The sequence below is a fragment of the Pseudomonas sp. TMW22091 genome (assembly GCF_022496705.1).
GTDB classification, from domain to species: domain Bacteria; phylum Pseudomonadota; class Gammaproteobacteria; order Pseudomonadales; family Pseudomonadaceae; genus Aquipseudomonas; species Aquipseudomonas saxonica.
Genome location: NZ_SCFI01000014.1, coordinates 48121 through 64672, shown reverse-complemented (window position 1 = coordinate 64672; position 16552 = coordinate 48121). Strand labels below are relative to the sequence as shown.

At 58.8% G+C, this 16552-nt stretch carries 17 protein-coding genes; 9 read left to right on the top strand and 8 right to left on the bottom strand.

The annotated features are described in order from the left end of the window. Positions 1 to 41: 41 nt before the first annotated feature. The 4 genes from scpB to EQV93_RS20350 all read right to left on the bottom strand — a co-directional run bounded on the left by scpB (position 42) and on the right by EQV93_RS20350 (position 3338). The gene (scpB, locus tag EQV93_RS20365) at positions 42 to 995 is read right to left on the bottom strand and encodes an SMC-Scp complex subunit ScpB (protein WP_240892329.1); all 954 of its coding nucleotides are present in this window, start codon (positions 993 to 995) and stop codon (positions 42 to 44) included. A 12-nt stretch (positions 996 to 1007) separates the two neighbouring features. After that, the gene (locus EQV93_RS20360) at positions 1008 to 1706 is read right to left on the bottom strand and encodes a segregation and condensation protein A (RefSeq protein ID WP_199750859.1); all 699 of its coding nucleotides are present in this window, start codon (positions 1704 to 1706) and stop codon (positions 1008 to 1010) included. Positions 1707 to 1828: 122 nt separating this feature from the next. Next, positions 1829 to 2461 (bottom strand): L-threonylcarbamoyladenylate synthase, encoded by a 633-nt coding sequence (locus EQV93_RS20355; RefSeq protein ID WP_240892328.1) that lies wholly within the window; start codon positions 2459 to 2461, stop codon positions 1829 to 1831. 13 nt (positions 2462 to 2474) lie between these two features. Next, complete coding sequence (locus EQV93_RS20350) at positions 2475 to 3338, bottom strand: PHP domain-containing protein (protein WP_122783841.1); 864 nt, start codon at positions 3336 to 3338, stop codon at positions 2475 to 2477. An 84-nt stretch (positions 3339 to 3422) separates the two neighbouring features. On the opposite strand from EQV93_RS20350, the gene EQV93_RS20345 reads away from it, so the two are divergent. The 5 genes from EQV93_RS20345 (at position 3423) to EQV93_RS20325 (ending at position 7084) form a co-directional block, all read left to right on the top strand. Then, positions 3423 to 4025, top strand: a complete 603-nt coding sequence (locus EQV93_RS20345) for a septation protein A (protein WP_122783842.1) — start codon at positions 3423 to 3425, stop codon at positions 4023 to 4025. A gap of 1 nt (position 4026) precedes the next feature. After that, a complete protein-coding gene (locus EQV93_RS20340; protein WP_122783843.1) occupies positions 4027 to 4326 on the top strand; it encodes a YciI family protein in 300 nt (99 codons plus the stop codon). A gap of 61 nt (positions 4327 to 4387) precedes the next feature. After that, positions 4388 to 5065: a response regulator transcription factor gene (locus EQV93_RS20335; RefSeq protein ID WP_122783844.1), complete on the top strand. Its 678-nt coding sequence runs from the start codon at positions 4388 to 4390 to the stop codon at positions 5063 to 5065. A 174-nt stretch (positions 5066 to 5239) separates the two neighbouring features. After that, positions 5240 to 5671 (top strand): Spy/CpxP family protein refolding chaperone, encoded by a 432-nt coding sequence (locus EQV93_RS20330; protein WP_122783845.1) that lies wholly within the window; start codon positions 5240 to 5242, stop codon positions 5669 to 5671. Between the two features lie 78 nt (positions 5672 to 5749). Then, positions 5750 to 7084 (top strand): sensor histidine kinase, encoded by a 1335-nt coding sequence (locus tag EQV93_RS20325; RefSeq protein ID WP_122783846.1) that lies wholly within the window; start codon positions 5750 to 5752, stop codon positions 7082 to 7084. 127 nt (positions 7085 to 7211) lie between these two features. Here EQV93_RS20325 and EQV93_RS20320 read toward each other — a convergent pair whose 3' ends face one another. Next, a complete protein-coding gene (locus EQV93_RS20320; RefSeq protein ID WP_146386414.1) occupies positions 7212 to 7772 on the bottom strand; it encodes an NAD(P)H nitroreductase in 561 nt (186 codons plus the stop codon). Between the two features lie 118 nt (positions 7773 to 7890). On the opposite strand from EQV93_RS20320, the gene EQV93_RS20315 reads away from it, so the two are divergent. From EQV93_RS20315 to EQV93_RS20305, 3 genes are all read left to right on the top strand, one after another. Next, the gene (locus tag EQV93_RS20315; protein WP_122783848.1) at positions 7891 to 9345 is read left to right on the top strand and encodes a TrkH family potassium uptake protein; all 1455 of its coding nucleotides are present in this window, start codon (positions 7891 to 7893) and stop codon (positions 9343 to 9345) included. A 21-nt stretch (positions 9346 to 9366) separates the two neighbouring features. Beyond that, on the top strand, positions 9367 to 10125 hold the full coding sequence (locus tag EQV93_RS20310) for an AraC family transcriptional regulator (RefSeq protein WP_240892327.1): 759 nt from the start codon (positions 9367 to 9369) through the stop codon (positions 10123 to 10125). Between the two features lie 77 nt (positions 10126 to 10202). Continuing rightward, the gene (locus EQV93_RS20305) at positions 10203 to 11093 is read left to right on the top strand and encodes a DMT family transporter (RefSeq protein WP_122783850.1); all 891 of its coding nucleotides are present in this window, start codon (positions 10203 to 10205) and stop codon (positions 11091 to 11093) included. Here the strand turns inward: EQV93_RS20305 and EQV93_RS20300 are convergent. After that, positions 11087 to 11374 (bottom strand): SelT/SelW/SelH family protein, encoded by a 288-nt coding sequence (locus tag EQV93_RS20300; protein ID WP_122783896.1) that lies wholly within the window; start codon positions 11372 to 11374, stop codon positions 11087 to 11089. The two genes, EQV93_RS20305 and EQV93_RS20300, sit on opposite strands and share 7 nt — an antisense overlap. A gap of 70 nt (positions 11375 to 11444) precedes the next feature. Here EQV93_RS20300 and EQV93_RS20295 point away from each other — a divergent pair, with 70 nt between their 5' ends. Then, a complete protein-coding gene (locus EQV93_RS20295; protein WP_122783851.1) occupies positions 11445 to 13628 on the top strand; it encodes a patatin-like phospholipase family protein in 2184 nt (727 codons plus the stop codon). Between the two features lie 54 nt (positions 13629 to 13682). Here the strand turns inward: EQV93_RS20295 and EQV93_RS20290 are convergent, their stop codons facing one another. Beyond that, positions 13683 to 14117 carry a MarR family transcriptional regulator gene (locus tag EQV93_RS20290; RefSeq protein ID WP_122783852.1) on the bottom strand — a complete coding sequence of 145 codons (435 nt, stop codon included), beginning with the start codon at positions 14115 to 14117 and terminating at the stop codon, positions 13683 to 13685. 117 nt (positions 14118 to 14234) lie between these two features. Next, the gene (gene recQ, locus EQV93_RS20285; protein WP_122783853.1) at positions 14235 to 16364 is read right to left on the bottom strand and encodes a DNA helicase RecQ; all 2130 of its coding nucleotides are present in this window, start codon (positions 16362 to 16364) and stop codon (positions 14235 to 14237) included. Positions 16365 to 16552 lie beyond the last annotated feature (188 nt).

Here is a 16552-nt window from a genome sequence, read left to right as displayed (position 1 = left end):
CGCCGGACGCAGCCTTCGGCAGCTGCTACGAACTACGGCGGTCAATCTTCCAGCTCGCGGCGCTCCTGCTCAATGGCGTCGGCCAATGCTTGCGCTTCAAGCTCTTCGTCACTCAAAGCGGCTCGCTGCTCAAGGGCATCCACGGCTGCGCGCAACCGCTCGCGGGCCAGCTCGGCCGCAGACGGTTGCTGCGGTTGTGGCTGTGCCTCTGGTAGTGATTGAGCCTCTGGCACAGGCATTGGCTCATCACTTGCCACTTGCGGCTCATCACTGGCAACTGGATCGCGCAGCAGGTCATCAAAGTCGGTTTTAAGACCTTCTTCCATGGAGTCCAGTTCCGTCAGCAACGTACGGAAACTGGTCTCGTCTTTCGGCTCTTCCGGCTCCGCACTTTCGTCGGCCAACGCCTGCAAATGGGCCGGTACCGGGGCATCGTCGAAGTCGAGAATGGGGTCCGGTTCCAATTCGCGCAGCTCTGCCAGAGGCGGCAAGTCGTCGAGGTTTTTCAGGTTGAAGTGATCCAGAAAGCCCTTGGTGGTGGCAAACATCGCCGGTCGCCCCGGAACTTCGCGGTAACCCACCACACGAATCCATTCTCGCTCCAGCAGGGTTTTGACGATGTGACTGTTAACCGCCACGCCTCGCACATCTTCAATCTCGCCACGGGTGATGGGCTGACGGTAAGCAATCAGGGCCATGGTTTCGAGCATCGCGCGCGAGTAACGCTGCGGGCGCTCTTCCCACAGACGGCCTACCCACGGCGAATACTTTTCGCGGATTTGCAGGCGATAGCCCGACGCAACTTCTTTAAGCTCAAACGCACGCCCCTCACAGGATTTACGCAGTAATTCGAGGGCTTTCCTGAACACGGGCGGCTCAGGGCGCTCGCCCTCTTCAAACAACTCAAACAGGCGCTCAAGGCTTTGCGGCTTTCCCGAGGCCAACAAAAAGGCCTCAAGCAAGGGGGCCAGCTCGCGGGATTCAGTCAAATTCATGGTTTCAGCTCTTTATTCGGCTTTCGCCCGCACATGGATCGCCGCATAGGGCTCGTTCTGCACCAGTTCAATCAGTTGCTCTTTGACCAGTTCCAGAATGGCCATAAAGGTCACAACGACGCCCAGCTTGCCTTCTTCGGCCGTGAACAGCTCAACAAACGGCACAAAACCGCCGCCTTTGAGGCGTTCCAGCACATCACTCATCCGCTCACGGGTCGACAATGCCTCTCGGCTGACCTGGTGGCTCTCAAACATGTCACTGCGGCGCAACACGTCAGCCATGGACATCAGCAACTCTTCGAGCGCCACATCCGGTACCAGCTTGCGCGCTCGCGCTTCGGGCGCATCCAGTTTGGGCACAATAACATCGCGCCCTACCCGGCTTAACCCGTCCAGACCTTCTGCCGCGGCCTTGAATCGCTCGTACTGCTGCAAACGCCGGATCAATTCAGCACGCGGGTCGCCTTCGTCTTCTTCGACTTCGGCTGAACGCGGCAACAGCATGCGCGACTTGATTTCCGCCAGCATGGCGGCCATCACCAGATATTCGGCCGCCAGTTCCAGACGCACGGTTTTCATCAGCTCGACATAACCCATGTACTGACGGGTAATTTCTGCCACCGGAATATCGAGGATGTTGATGTTCTGCTTGCGAATCAGGTACAGCAGCAAATCAAGCGGGCCTTCGAACGCATCGAGAAACACCTCCAGCGCATCCGGCGGGATGTACAGGTCCAGCGGCATCTCGATAACGGCCTGGCCGTACACCATTGCAAACGGCAGTTCTTGCTGGGCGCCCGCTTGATCTTGCTCAACGGTTTCTACGTCAGACATCAGGCCTCAACCATAAACGGCGTTGGATCACCGCACCCGACACGCACGACATAGGGATCATCCGCATCCACCAGGTTGATGACCGTGGAGGCCTTATGACCACCAAAGCCACCATCAATGATCAGGTCGACCTGCTTGTCCAGCTTTTCACGAATCAGATCCGGGTCTTCCAGGGGCTCCGTTTCGCCCGGCAGAATCAGCGTGACACTCATCAGCGGCTCGCCCAGCTCCTCCAGCAACGCCAAGGCAATCGGGTGATGCGGCACCCGCATACCGATGGTGCGGCGCTTGGGATGCAGCAGCAAGCGGGGTACTTCGCGGGTAGCGTTGAGGATAAAAGTGTAAGGCCCTGGCGTATGGGCTTTGAGCAAGCGGAACACGCCGGTTTCGACCTTGGCAAACAACCCCAGTTGCGACAGGTCGCAGCACATCAGGGTGAAGTTATGCTTGTCGTCCAGATTACGCAGGCGTTTGATGCGGTCGATGGCGTGCTTGTCACCGATCTGGCAGCCCACGGCATAAGACGAATCGGTGGGATAAACCACTACCCCACCCTTTTTGATAATATCAACGGCTTGTTTGATCAACCGCGGTTGCGGATTTTCCGGATGAATCTGGAAAAATTGGCTCACAGTGTTTCCCTGTTCAGACGTTGGCCACGGGCGGTTCTAATTTGAATCGACGCCACAAGGGCGGCAAATCTTCCGGAATGGGGCGGTACTCGCCGATCTCGGACCATCCACCCGGGCCATGAAAGTCACTGCCGGCACTGACCAGCAGACCGAACTCACGCGCCAGGATCGCCAGACCACCGACTTGTTCTGCCGGCTGGTGCCCGTTGACCACTTCAATCGCGTGACCCCCAGCTTGAATATAGTCGCCAATCAGGCGACGACGCTTGCTGCGGGTGAAATCGTAGTGCGACGGGTGCGCCAGGCTGATCCACGCGCCCGCCGCACGCAAGGTGGCAACGGTGTCTTCAAGAGTCGGCCAGTGTAATTTGACGTCGCCCAGCTTGCCCGCGCCCAGCCACTTGCGAAACGCTTCGGCGCGGTCCTTGACGTAACCAGCCTCGACCAGAAAGTCCGCGAAGTGCGGGCGGGCCGGCGCATTGCCGCTGTCACCCAAGGTTTGCTGGATGGCGCGCGCGCCTTCCAGTGCGCCGGGCATGCCTTTGAGCGCCAGCTTGCGGCTGATTTCTTCAGCCCGCAGCCAACGGCCGTCATGAAGCTTGGCAATAGCCTCGACCAGCGCCGGCGCATTCACGTCAAAGCCGTAACCGAGCACATGAATCGTTGCACCGCCCCAGGTGCAGGACAATTCAACGCCATTGACCAATGTCATGTTCAACGCCAGAGCGGCTTCGCGGGCCTCGTCCAGACCTTCAAGTGTGTCGTGATCGGTCAGGGCCAGGACTCGCACACCTTTCTCGAACGCACGCGCAACCAGTACGGCGGGCGCCAACGCGCCATCAGACGCTGTGCTATGGCAATGCAAGTCAATTTCCACGGGAATTTAATAACCTCTAGCTGACACTTTCGTTGTCATTGATGTTTGTTATTATGCCGCCACATCCTGCTTCTGGCTGCCACTGTGAAACAATTCATCGACTTCATCCCGCTGCTACTGTTTTTCATCGTTTACAAAATCGAACCACGCATCGTCGATATTGCAGGCCACAACCTGTCAATCGGGGGCATTTACAGTGCCACGGCCATGCTGATCATCAGTTCCGTGGTGGTTTACGGCTTTTTGTTTTTCAAACAGCGCAAGCTGGAAAAAAGCCAATGGTTGACGCTGATTGCCTGCCTCGTGTTCGGCAGCCTGACGCTGGCTTTCCACAGCGAAACCTTCCTCAAGTGGAAAGCTCCGGTGGTGAACTGGCTGTTTGCACTGGCGTTTGCCGGTAGCCACTTTATCGGCGACAAATTGCTGATCAAACGCATCATGGGCCATGCATTGACCCTGCCCGATGCCATCTGGACTCGCCTGAACCTTGCCTGGATCGGTTTTTTTCTGTTCTGTGGCGCGGCCAACCTGTTTGTGGCCTTCACTTATCAGAGCATCTGGGTCGACTTCAAGGTATTCGGCAGTCTGGGCATGACCGTGCTATTCCTGGTCGCTCAGGGTATCTACTTGTCTCGTCACCTGCATGACGCCGACTCTGCACCGACCAACTCAAAATCCGAGGATTGACATGCTCTACGCAATCGTTGCCACTGACGTCGCCAACTCGCTCGAAGCCCGTATGGCTGCGCGCCCGGCCCACCTTGAGCGTTTGCAACAGCTTAAAGCTGAAGGCCGCATCGTGCTGGCGGGCCCGAACCCAGCCATCGACAGCAATGATCCAGGTGCAGCCGGTTTCAGCGGCAGCCTGATTGTGGCCGAATTCGAGTCCCTGAATGCAGCCCAAGCGTGGGCAGATGCTGATCCTTACGTTGCCGCGGGCGTTTACGCTTCTGTCAGCGTCAAGCCTTTCAAGCAAGTCCTGCCGTAGTCCGCGGCCTCCCTGACGGCGTCTGCGTAATGAACGCGGCGCCGGCTGAATTGAGTACGCCATGAGCGACCTGTTACTGATAGATGATGACCAGGAGCTGTGTGAGCTTCTGAGCAGCTGGTTGAGCCAGGAAGGCTTCCAGGTCCGTGCTTGCTACGATGGCCAGAGTGCACGCAAGGCGTTGGCTGAAACCAGCCCGGACGCAGTGGTATTGGATGTGATGCTGCCGGACGGCAGCGGTCTTGAGCTGCTCAAACAGCTGCGCAGTGATCACCCCGACTTGCCCGTGCTGATGTTGTCAGCCCGTGGCGAACCGCTGGACCGTATTCTGGGGCTGGAACTGGGGGCCGATGACTATCTGGCCAAGCCCTGTGACCCCCGCGAGTTGACCGCCCGCCTGCGCGCCGTACTGCGCCGCAGTCACCCGCCCGCCGTGTCCAGCCAACTGGAGTTGGGCGACCTGTGTTTCAGCCCGATGCGTGGCGTGGTCACGATCAACAATCACGACATTACCCTGACGGTTTCCGAAAGCCGCTTGCTTGAGGCGTTGCTGCGTCAACCCGGCGAGCCACTCGATAAACAGGAGCTGGCACAAATCGCCTTGGGCCGCAAACTGACCCTGTATGACCGCAGTCTGGACATGCATGTCAGCAACTTGCGCAAAAAGATCGGCCCCCACGCCGATGGCAGCCCGCGCATTGTGGCGCTGCGTGGCCGTGGCTATTTCTACAGTGCGTAACCGGTGTAAAGCCCGGGGTGGTAACAAAGGGTCTGAGACGCCAGCGCAACGCATTGTAAATTCAGAAAAAATCCTCTTTACACAACCTTTACGCATGATTGACAGCGGTTGACCTTGCGCGCTCTACACTGAGCACATCTGGATTCACCGGAACCGTACGAAAGGAGACACACCATGCGTAAGACTCTAATTGCTCTGATGTTTGCTGCAGCACTGCCAACCGTCGCAATGGCCGCACCAGGTGGTGATTGCCCAATGGGTCCACGTCACGGCGGTGACCACCACGGTCGCGGTGACGCCCCTTACAGCCAGCTTGACCTGACCAGCGAACAGCGTCAGGAAATTCGCAAGCTGATGGGCGAACAAATGCACGACCGTAAACAACTGGTCGAGAAGTACCTGGAAAAACTGCCAGCGGCAGACCAGAAAGCCCTGAAAGATGAAATGAAGGCCAAGCACGACAAAACTCAGAGCGAGATCCGTGCCTTGCTCAAGCCTGAACAGCAAAAACAGTTCGACGAGATGCAAAAGCACCGCGCTGAGCGTCAAGCCGAGTGGAAAGAGTTTAAAGACTGGAAAGCATCAAAAGCCCCTAAAGCGCAATAACCCCTGCGCTGACAAAGCCCAACGGCCTCCGGTCGTTGGGCTTTACTCGTTTACGCCCATGACCTGAGAGGAATTACCGTGCGATCACTGTTCTGGCGCATTCTGGCCAGCTTTTGGCTGGCAATAGCCTTGGTCGCAGGGCTTTCGATCCTGTTGGGGCACATGCTGAACCAGGACACCTGGATTCTCAGCCGCCACCCTGGCATCGCCAATCTGGCGCAACAATGGACTGAACGCTACGAAACCCAAGGCGCCGATGCGGCGCAAGCATTTCTCGAGCGGCGCAAGCATCACTACCACATCGACGTACAAGTACTGAACGAAAGTGGCGATCCGGTGGTGCGTGGCACCTTCCCGCGCCGTGCGGCCGCATGGGAAGCCCGCCAGCAGCCGGGCGAGCAGCAATTACCCTGGCGCCGTCTGACCGTTGAATACACCAGCCCGAAAACGTCAGAAACCTATTTGCTGATTTACCGTATCCCAAACCCCGAACTGGACGCCTGGCATCGGCAAAGCCTGATCTGGCCACTGAGTGCGCTGGGTATTGCGTTGGTGGTGCTGACGCTGTTCAGCTTGTTGGTCACACTGTCGATCACCCGTCCGCTGAGCCGCCTGCGGGTAGCCGTGCATGATCTGGGGCAAACCACCTACCAACAAAACAGCCTGGCGCAATTGGCGTCGCGGCGCGATGAGTTTGGCGTACTGGCCACCGACTTCAACCGCATGGGCGCACGCCTGCAAAGTCTTATCGGCAGCCAGCGCCAGCTACTGCGTGACGTGTCCCATGAGTTGCGCTCGCCTTTGGCCCGTTTACGCATCGCGCTGGCCCTGGCCGAGCGCGCCAGCCCTGAGGAGCGCGAAAAGCTGTGGCCGCGACTGACCCGCGAGTGCGACCGCCTGGAGTCATTGATCAGTGAGATTTTGACGCTGGCGCGGGTCGATGCTGATCAAGCGAGTGCTGAAGCTATTGACCTCAACGGGCTGCTCAATACCGTGCAAAAAGACGCCTCGCTGGCTGCGCCTGAACAACGTGTTGAACTAAACGCCGAACCCGGCTTAAGCCTCACAGGCTGGCCGACCATGATTGAACGCGCGGTCGATAACCTGCTGCGCAACGCGCAACGCTTCAACCCGCCAGGCGAGCCGATTGAGTTAACGGCATTGCGTGAAGGCGAGCACATTGAGATCCGTGTGCGCGATCATGGGCCGGGGGTGGCTGAGGAGTATCTGACGCAACTGGGTGAGCCGTTCTTCCGTGCTCCCGGCCAGACGGCTGCGGGACATGGCCTGGGGCTGGCAATTGCACGCCGGGCTGCCGAACGTCATGGCGGGCGACTGGTGCTGGGCAATCATCCAGAGGGCGGCTTTGTGGCTACGCTGGAACTGCCGCTGGAGCCTAACGGTAGCGTTTGAGGTCAAAACCCTCACCCCAGCCCTCTCCCAGAGGGAGAGGGAGCTTATTTGTGTGCCGTTACACCTATCTGCTTTTGCTTTAGTCCCCTCTCCCTCTGGGAGAGGGTTAGGGTGAGGGAATCAAGGCTTACACCGACCACGCCTGCACAAACTCAGCGATTTCAACCTTCGGCGCCGTGCGCAGTTCATTCTGCGGTGTGCCCAGGTACAAGAACGCGACCACTTCCTCTCCTTCGGTCAAGCCCAGACCTTTAGCCACCAACGGTGCATACGACAACTCGCCCGTACGCCATACCGCACCAATGCCCTGAGCATATGCGGCCAGTTCAATGGCATGGGCGGCACAGCCCGCCGTGATCAATTGCTCCGACTTTGGCACCTTGAAATGATCCTGCAAGCGCGCGACCACTACGATCACCAACGGCGCACGCAATGGCATGGCACGGGCCTTGTCCAGCGCGGCCTGAGTCACCTCCCCCGCTTGCGCCTGCACCGCTTGCGCAAGGATTTCACCTAACTGATGACGCGCATCGCCTTCTACCGTCAAAAACCGGTAAGGCCGCAATTGACCATGGTCCGGAGCGCGCAAGGCAGCCGCAAACAGCACTTCACGTTGCTCAGCGGTGGGCGCTGGATCGAGCAGGCGCGGGGCAGAAACACGGTTGAGCAAAGCGTCGAGAGCCTCCATGGGCTACCTCCTGAAGAAAATGTGCAGCTATTCTAACGGTAACTCCTCACAGGCAGGCGGTTTACATAGCCCACCTCACAGGTAGAATGGCGCCCCACTTCAATCCCGAGCTGAATTCATGGCGTTGCCGACCTTACGCATCATCGGTTTTATCATCGGCATCTTCCTGATTACGCTCGCCGTCAGCATGTCAGTGCCAATGCTGACGCTGGTCATTTTCGACCGCATGGGCGACCTGCCCTCTTTTCTGTGGGCCAGCCTGATTACTTTTCTCGCCGGTCTGGCCCTGGTACTCCCCGGTCGTCCTGAACAGGTTCACCTGCGCCCGCGGGACATGTACCTGTTAACGGTGACAAGCTGGGTGGTGGTGGGCATTTTTGCCGCGCTGCCGTTTTTGTTGACTCAGCACATCAGCTACACCGACTCATTTTTCGAAAGCATGTCCGGCATCACCGCCACCGGTTCCACCGTACTCAGCGGTCTGGACACCATGTCCCCCGGCATTTTGATGTGGCGCTCAATGTTGCACTGGCTGGGAGGCATCGGCTTTATCGGCATGGCCGTGGCCATTTTGCCGCTGCTGCGAATCGGCGGCATGCGTCTGTTCCAGACCGAATCGTCTGACCGTTCCGAAAAAGTCATGCCCCGTTCGCACATGGTGGCTCGCCTGATTGTGGCCACGTATGTCGGCATCACCATTATGGGCAGTCTGGCGTTCTGGTGGGCCGGCATGAGCGTGTTCGACGCGATCAACCACGCCATGTCCGCGATCTCCACCGGCGGCTTTTCGACCTCGGACCTGTCGTTGGCCAAGTGGTCACAACCCGCCGTGCACTGGGTCGCCATCGTGGTGATGATATCGGGCAGCCTGCCCTTTACCCTGTATGTCGCAACACTGCGTGGCCATCGCCGGGCATTGATCAAGGATCAACAGGTACAAGGGCTGCTCGGCCTGCTGGTAGTAACCTGGTTTGTACTCGGCACCTGGCTGTGGTGGACCACTAACATGCCGTACTGGGACGCCTTCCGCCATGTGGCGCTGAACGTCACCTCGGTCGTGACCACCACCGGCTTTGCCTTGGGCGATTACAGCCTGTGGGGCAACTTTTCGCTGATGCTGTTCTTCTATCTGGGGTTCATCGGCGGTTGCTCGGGTTCGACGGCGGGCGGAATCAAGATTTTCCGCTTTCAAGTCGCTTATATCCTGCTCAAGGCTAACCTTAACCAACTGATCCACCCCCGTGCCGTGATCAAACAGAAGTACAACGGCCACCGCCTCGATGAAGAAATCGTGCGCTCGATTCTGACGTTCTCGTTCTTCTTCGCCATCACCATCTGTGTGATTGCGCTGGCGCTGTCGCTGCTGGGTCTGGACTGGATGACCGCCCTGACGGGCGCGGCCAGTACGGTGTCAGGTGTAGGGCCAGGGTTGGGCGAAACCATCGGCCCGTCTGGCAATTTCGCCAGCCTGCCGGATGCGGCCAAATGGATTCTGTCACTGGGCATGCTGCTCGGACGTCTGGAAATCATTACCGTGTTCGTGCTGTGTATACCGGCGTTTTGGCGGCACTAATTCAAGGGCGGCGAGATCACCATGGGCTCAATACTGTCACTGCGCAATTACCGTCATGACGTTTTAACCCACAGCCATGAGCATGCGCAGGTGGTGATCAGTCTGTCCGGCAAACTGGATTTCGAGGTGGAAGGTCGCGCCAGCGTGCTGCAACAGCAACACCTGATGGTCATCCCCGCAGGCGCTCACCATACCTGCGGCAGCCCTCAAGGCAGCCGCTGCCTGGTGCTCGATGTGCCAGGCGAGAACTGGCTCGGTCAATCCCTGGGAGCCCATGCGCAGGCCAGCCGCCGCCTGCTCGATACCCCCGGCCACTTGCCCCTCGATCATGGGCAACACACGCTGGTCAACTGGCTCGCCAGCAGCCCGGTAAGTGATCCGCTGATTGCCCGCCAAGGCGCGATTCTGTTGCTGGCCAGTCTCAACAACCTGGCCACTGAACAGGCGCAACCGAAACGCCTGCCCTTTGCCGCGCTGGATGCCTACATCGAGCAAAACGCCGCTTACCCCTTGCAGGTCGCTGATCTGGCCCGTATTGCCGGCTTGTCCTGCGCCCGCTTACACAGTCGCTTTATCAGCGAATGCGCGCAAACACCCATGGACTACCTCCGTCAGCGCCGCCTGCGCAGCGCCTTGACGCTACTGCGCCAGAGCACACTGCCCATTGGTGAAGTCGCCAGCCGGGTCGGATACGCTTCGCAAAGCGCCTTTGCTGCGGCCATGCTGCGTGAGTTCGGGGCCTCGCCCAGCGTGTTGCGCCGCGAGTCTGGCGACAACTGACGCCAGTCTCGCGACAGACAGCCGCCCTCCCCGCGCTTTAGACTGCTTGCCTTGCCTGTATCGATTTAAGGATTGCAATGACTCCGCGTACCGCACTGGGCGCCCTGCATATTGGCGCGTTGATGTTTGGCCTCACCGGCGTATTCGGCAAACTGGCCGCCGCCTCAGCCTCGATTATTGTGTTTGGTCGCGCCGGGTTCGCGGTACTGGCACTGGCGTGCTTTGGCGCACTGGCCAAACAGACGCGCTGGCAAAGGCCCTCACTGCGCGATGCTCGTGGCTTGCTGATCAGCGGGCTGTTGCTGGCCGGGCACTGGGTCAGTTTTTTTGTATCGGTCAAAGTGGCCGGGGTGGCCATTGCTACCTTGGGGTTTGCCAGCTTTCCAGCGTTCACCGTGGTTCTTGAAGGGCTGATTTTTCGCGAACGCATCCGCGCCAACGAAATCCTGCTGGTGCTGGCGGTCAGTGCCGGGCTGATTCTCGTCACCCCGACCTTTGACATCGCCAGTCAGGCCACTGAAGGTCTGTTGTGGGCCGTGGCTTCAGGCTTATTGTTTTCGCTGCTGTCGCTGAACAATCGCGCCAACTCGGGACGTTTGCCTGCCGTGCAGGCAGCCCTGTGGCAAAACGCCGTGGTTGCGCTCTGCCTACTGCCCTTCGCGGCACCCGGCCTGACAGAGGTGCGCCCGCTGGACTGGGTGTGGATCGGCCTGCTCGGCATCTTTTGCACTGGCGTGGCCCATAGCCTGTTTGTCGCCAGCCTGGCGGTGATCAAGGCGCGCACCGCCGCTGTCGTGTTCGCCATGGAGCCGGTGTACGGCATCACATTAGCCTGGTTGTTGTTCCACGAAACCCCGACTGTACGCATGCTGCTGGGCGGCGTGCTGATCATTGCGGCCATTGTGGCATCGAGCCGCATGGGCAGCGGCGCGCCTGCCAAACCGGTGCTGGACGCTGGCGCTCACTGAACCCGGTCGTTGTGCCCAAGGTCACGTTGTGGGTCTATCTGGTCGCGCACCCGCTGCTTGAGCACCTTGGCTTCAGGGAAGCCGCCATCGGTTTTGCGCTCCCAGATTTGCACGCCATCACAGGTAATGCGAAAAGCTCCGCCCGTCGCGGGTTCCAGCGCGACCCGACCCAAGTCTTCGGCAAAGGTGCTAAGCAGCTCCTGCGCCAGCCAGGCCGCACGCAGTAGCCATTGGCACTGGGTGCAGTAGGTAATCACGATTTCGGGTTTGCTCACGGGCATCATTTCACAGGCTCCTGAAAGAAAGGCGCCGCTATAATAGCCGCCTTTGTCGCTTGCCCAGAGATTCATGATGCGCCGCCTGCTGAGTTGCCTGCTTCTGTGTTTATGCCCTATGGCACTGTTTGCCGTCGAAAAGCCTCAGCCGAAAATCGGCCTGGTGCTCTCCGGAGGCGCAGCCCGTGGTCTGGCCCACGTCGGCGTGCTCAAGGCTCTTGAAGAGCAAGGCATCCGTGTCGATGCCATCGCGGGCACCAGCATGGGCGCGGTGATCGGCGGTCTGTATGCCTCGGGCTACAAGATCGACGAACTGGAAAAACTCGCACTGGGCATCGACTGGCAAGAAGCCCTGTCAGACGATCCGCCTCGCGAAGACATTCCCTTCCGACGCAAGCAGGATGACCGCGACTTTCTGGTCAGGCAAAAACTGAGTTTCCGCGACGATGGCAGCCTCGGCCTGCCATTGGGGGTCATTCAAGGGCAAAATCTGTCGCTGTTGCTTGAAAGCTTGTTGGCCCACAGCAGTGACATTCGCGACTTCGATAAACTGCCCATTCCCTTTCGTGCCGTAGCGACCGATATCGTCAACGGCGACAAAGTGGTGTTCCGCAAAGGTCACCTGCCCCAAGTGATAAGGGCCAGCATGTCGATCCCGGCGGTGTTTGCGCCAGTGGAAATAAACGGCCAGTTACTGGTTGACGGCGGCATGGTCGACAACATCCCGGTGGACGTGGCCCGCGAAATGGGGGTAGACCGAGTGATTGTGGTGGATATCGGTACCCCGCTGCGCCCGCGCAAGCAACTCACCACGGTATTCGACATCCTCAACCAGTCCACCACCTTGATGACCCGCAGCAACTCCGAGGTGCAATTGGCCTCGCTGACGCCTGACGATATTTTGATCCAGCCGGCGTTGAGCAGTATTGGCGCGACAGACTTTGGCCGCTCGCAAGACATCATCAGCGCCGGTTATCGCGCGACACAGGCGCTGGCACCGCGCCTGGCCGATTTGCGTCACCCGGCTGACGTGCAACTCGACATTGCCCGCACAGCGGAAGAACGCACCCCGGTGATTACCCAGATCAAGATTGAGAATGACTCGAAAATCGACGACGCGGTGATTCGCTATTACATTCGCCAACCCGTGGGCGAACCGCTGGATCTGGGCCGCTTGCAACGGGACATGGGCACCCTGTACGGCCTCGACTACTTTGATCAGGTGCAGTACCGCGTCGTGCACAAGGGCAAGGAGCGCACGCTGGTGATCAGCGCCCGGGCCAAACGCAGCGGCACCGACTTTCTGCGCCTGGGGCTCAACCTGTCGGACGACATGCGCGGCGACAGTGCGTTTAACCTGGGCGCCAGTTACCGGGTCAATGGTATCAATCGGCTCGGCGCAGAGTGGCTGACGCGGGTGCAGATCGGCGACAAACAAGAACTGTACAGCGAGTTCTATCAACCCCTGGATGTGGGTTCACGCTACTTTGTGGCGCCGTACATCAATGCACAATCACAGAACGTCGAATCCATCCTCGACAACGACCCCATCGCTGAATACCGGCTGGAGCGTTACGGGTTCGGGTTGAATCTGGGACGCCAGATCGGCAATAGCGGTGAGATCCGGGTGGGCATTGGCGAGGCGTGGGGCAAGGCCGACGTACGCATTGGCGATCATGATTTGCCGAGCACCAGCTTCAATGAGGGGTTTTATGACATCAAATACTCATTCGATTCGCTGGATAACGTCTATTTCCCGCACTCGGGCTATGACATCGGTCTGAGTGTGCGCCAATTCGACCCGGCGCTGGGTTCCGACGATCGTTACCGACAATGGGAATTTCATCTGGACAAAGCCTTGAGCTACGGCCCCGACACCTGGATTCTGGGCGGCCGTTACGGGCGCACGCTGGACAAGGCCGAAGTCGTGACCTCCAGTTTCCTGTTGGGTGGCGCACGGCAGCTGTCAGGGTTCAGGCAAGACGCAATCTCCGGACAAAACATCAGCCTGATGAGGGCCGTGTATTACCGTCGCCTGACACCGCGTTCATACCTGCCGTTTGATTTCCCGTTGTATGCCGGGGCCTCACTGGAACGCGGACGGGCATGGAACAACGATAACGACTTCGACAGCGGCTATATCAATGCGGCGAGTATTTTTATCGGTTTCGACACACCGCTGGGCCCGCTCAATTTCAGCTACGGGTTCAACGATGATGATCAAAAAGCGCTGTACCTGAATTTGGGCCAGACGTTCTAATACGGCTTGATATGCGCCGCTCTTGCCAGAGCGGCGCTGGCTTGCAGCAGCCGATCAATGCTTTTCGAGGTTTTCCAGAATGCGCTTGTGAACACGCTGGCAGATGCGCTGTTCTTCTTCATCAACGCCCACAAACAGCTCTTCACGCAATGCTGAAGCAATGGCTTCGATCTGGGCGATCAAAGGCCGCGCGGAATCACTCAGAACGATTTTTTTAGCGCGGCGGTCTTCAGCCACGGCATGACGCTGAACCAGCCCCTGAGCCTCAAGGCTGTCGAGCAGGCGCGCCAAAGTCGGGCCTTCCACCCCGACACTTTGTGCCAGCTCACGCTGAGTCGGGGCTTCTTCAAATCGCGCAAGGTGCAACAGCACTAACCAGCGAGCCTGCGACAAACCCAGACCGGCTAGACGTCGATCGAGTTCGGCACGCCAGCCACGGGACATTTGGGCCAGCTGCATGCCAAAGCGGTGTTGATCGGTTAAAGGCATAAAAAACTCAATGATTAGACTAAAAATTGATTGAAACTAATTATTAGCCAGCTAAGCATGGAGTTTGTTCATAGGCAAGGCCCGCAAGTCAATGATTCGTTACAAATCACTAAATCTTTACATCTCAAACTCGGCTTGCAGGGCAGCACGCACGCAATACAGCACACCTTCCGGTACGCGCCCCTTGAATTGCTCTGCAATGCTGGCAACGCTTGGCAGTTCACCCTCCCCATCCAGGAAGGCATCTTGAACTTCAGCCATCAGCTCTTCCGGCAAGTCCAGCGCCTGTTCCAACGACAACTCCTGACGCCCGATGGCCTCAGCCAACATCGTGTAAACGTTCTTTTCAGAACACTGCAATTGCCCGGAAATTTGCAGGGGGGTCATACCGGCGCGGGCCAGGCTGATCAATTCGTGACGGATATCGGCCACGACTTTCGGCGTTTCGGCCTGACCGGCCAGCACTTCGAGGAACGCCTCGCCGTATCGTTCCAGTTTGCGCGCGCCCACACCGCTGACGGTGGCCATTTGGGACAGCGTGCCGGGTTGGCTGCGCAACATTTCGAGCAAGGTCGAGTCAGGGAAGATGACGTAAGGCGGCACGCCGTGCTCTTCGGCCAGCTTGCGGCGCAAGGCGCGCAGGGCTTCCCATTGTTCGCGCTCTTCACCACGTACCAGTTGGCTGGCCGGGCTGGCGGAGGTGCTTTTAACCGATGTTTGCGGTTTAAGCTCGCGGCGCAGCTCAAGGCTGACTTCGCCGCGCAACAACGGCCGGCAGCTGTCGCTCAGGCGCAAACCGCCATAGCCTTCTATATCAATATCAGCCAGACCGCGGGCCACCAATTGGCGGAACAAGGTGCGCCACTCACCTTCGGCACGAGCTTTGCCGACACCGAAAACAGCCAAACGCTCATGGCCCATGCTGCGGATTTTTTCGTTTTCGCGGCCCAATAACACATCGATCAGGTGGCCGGTGCCATAACGCTGACCTGTGCGGTAAACCGCTGACAATGCCTGACGCGCCGGCTCGGTGGCGTCCCAGGTTTGCACGCCATCGACACAGTTGTCGCAATGACCACAAGGTTGCGGCATTTCTTCATCGAAATAGGCGAGCAAGGTCTGACGGCGACAGCGGGTCTCTTCGCACAACGCCAGCATGGCATCGAGCTTATGGTGCTCCAGGCGCTTGTGTCGCTCGTCGCCTTCGGAGTTTTGCAGCATTTGCTTGAGCATCACCACGTCTTGCAGGCCGTAAGCCATCCACGCATCGGCGGGCAAGCCATCACGCCCTGCCCGGCCGGTTTCCTGGTAATAAGCTTCAAGGGATTTTGGCAAGTCGAGGTGCGCGACAAAGCGCACGTTGGATTTGTCGATGCCCATACCGAACGCAATGGTGGCCACCATGATCAGCCCTTCCTCATTGAGGAAGCGCTTCTGGTTGGCCGCACGGGTTTCGCTGGGCAGGCCTGCGTGATAAGGCAACGCCGGGAAGCCCTGGGCGCAGAGAAATTGCGCCACTTCGTCGACTTTTTTACGCGACAGGCAGTACACAATGCCCGCATCGCTGCGCCGCTCCGACAGAAAAGCCAGCAACTGTTTGCGCGGCTGCTCTTTAGGCACGATGCGGTAAAAAATATTGGGACGGTCAAAGCTCGACAAAAAGCGCTCGGCGTTTTGCAAGTGCAACCGGGTTACGATTTCTTCGCGGGTACGCTTGTCGGCGGTAGCGGTCAGGGCGATACGCGGAACCGTGGGGAAAACCTCAGCCAACTGGCCCAGTTGCAAATACTCAGGACGGAAGTCATGCCCCCACTGAGACACACAGTGAGCTTCGTCGATGGCGAACAAGGCAATATCCAGGCTCTGCAAAAAAGCCATCATGCGCGGTTGCACCAGACGCTCGGGCGCCAGATAGAGCATTTTGACTTCACCGCGCTTGATCCGGCTGGCCAGGTCTCGCTGCTGTTCGGCACTCAGCGTCGAATTCAAAGCGGCCGCAGCCACCCCCAACTCTTCCAGCGTGGCCACTTGATCGTCCATCAAGGCAATCAGCGGCGAGACCACGACGGCCAGGCCGTCGCGCAACAGCGCCGGCACCTGGAAGCACAAGGATTTGCCGCCGCCGGTGGGCATTAACACCAAGGCGTCGCCACCGTTGGCCACGCGCTCAATGATGTCACCCTGACGGCCACGGAAACTGTCGTAGCCGAAGATGTCTTTGAGTACGCGTTGAGCCTGTTCGAGCATAGAAACTCCAGAAATCGCCGAAACACCCCTGCAAACAGGCGACCCGGCCGGCCGCAAGCCCTGTTAAAAGCTCGGGCACGAGACGCGGGGTATGCCGGATTGATCGCAGGGCATCACAAAACGCGGCAGTATACCCGAGCGCTCCTGCATGCAGGGCGCTGTAATTGCCCTGCCGATCGCCGGGAAGT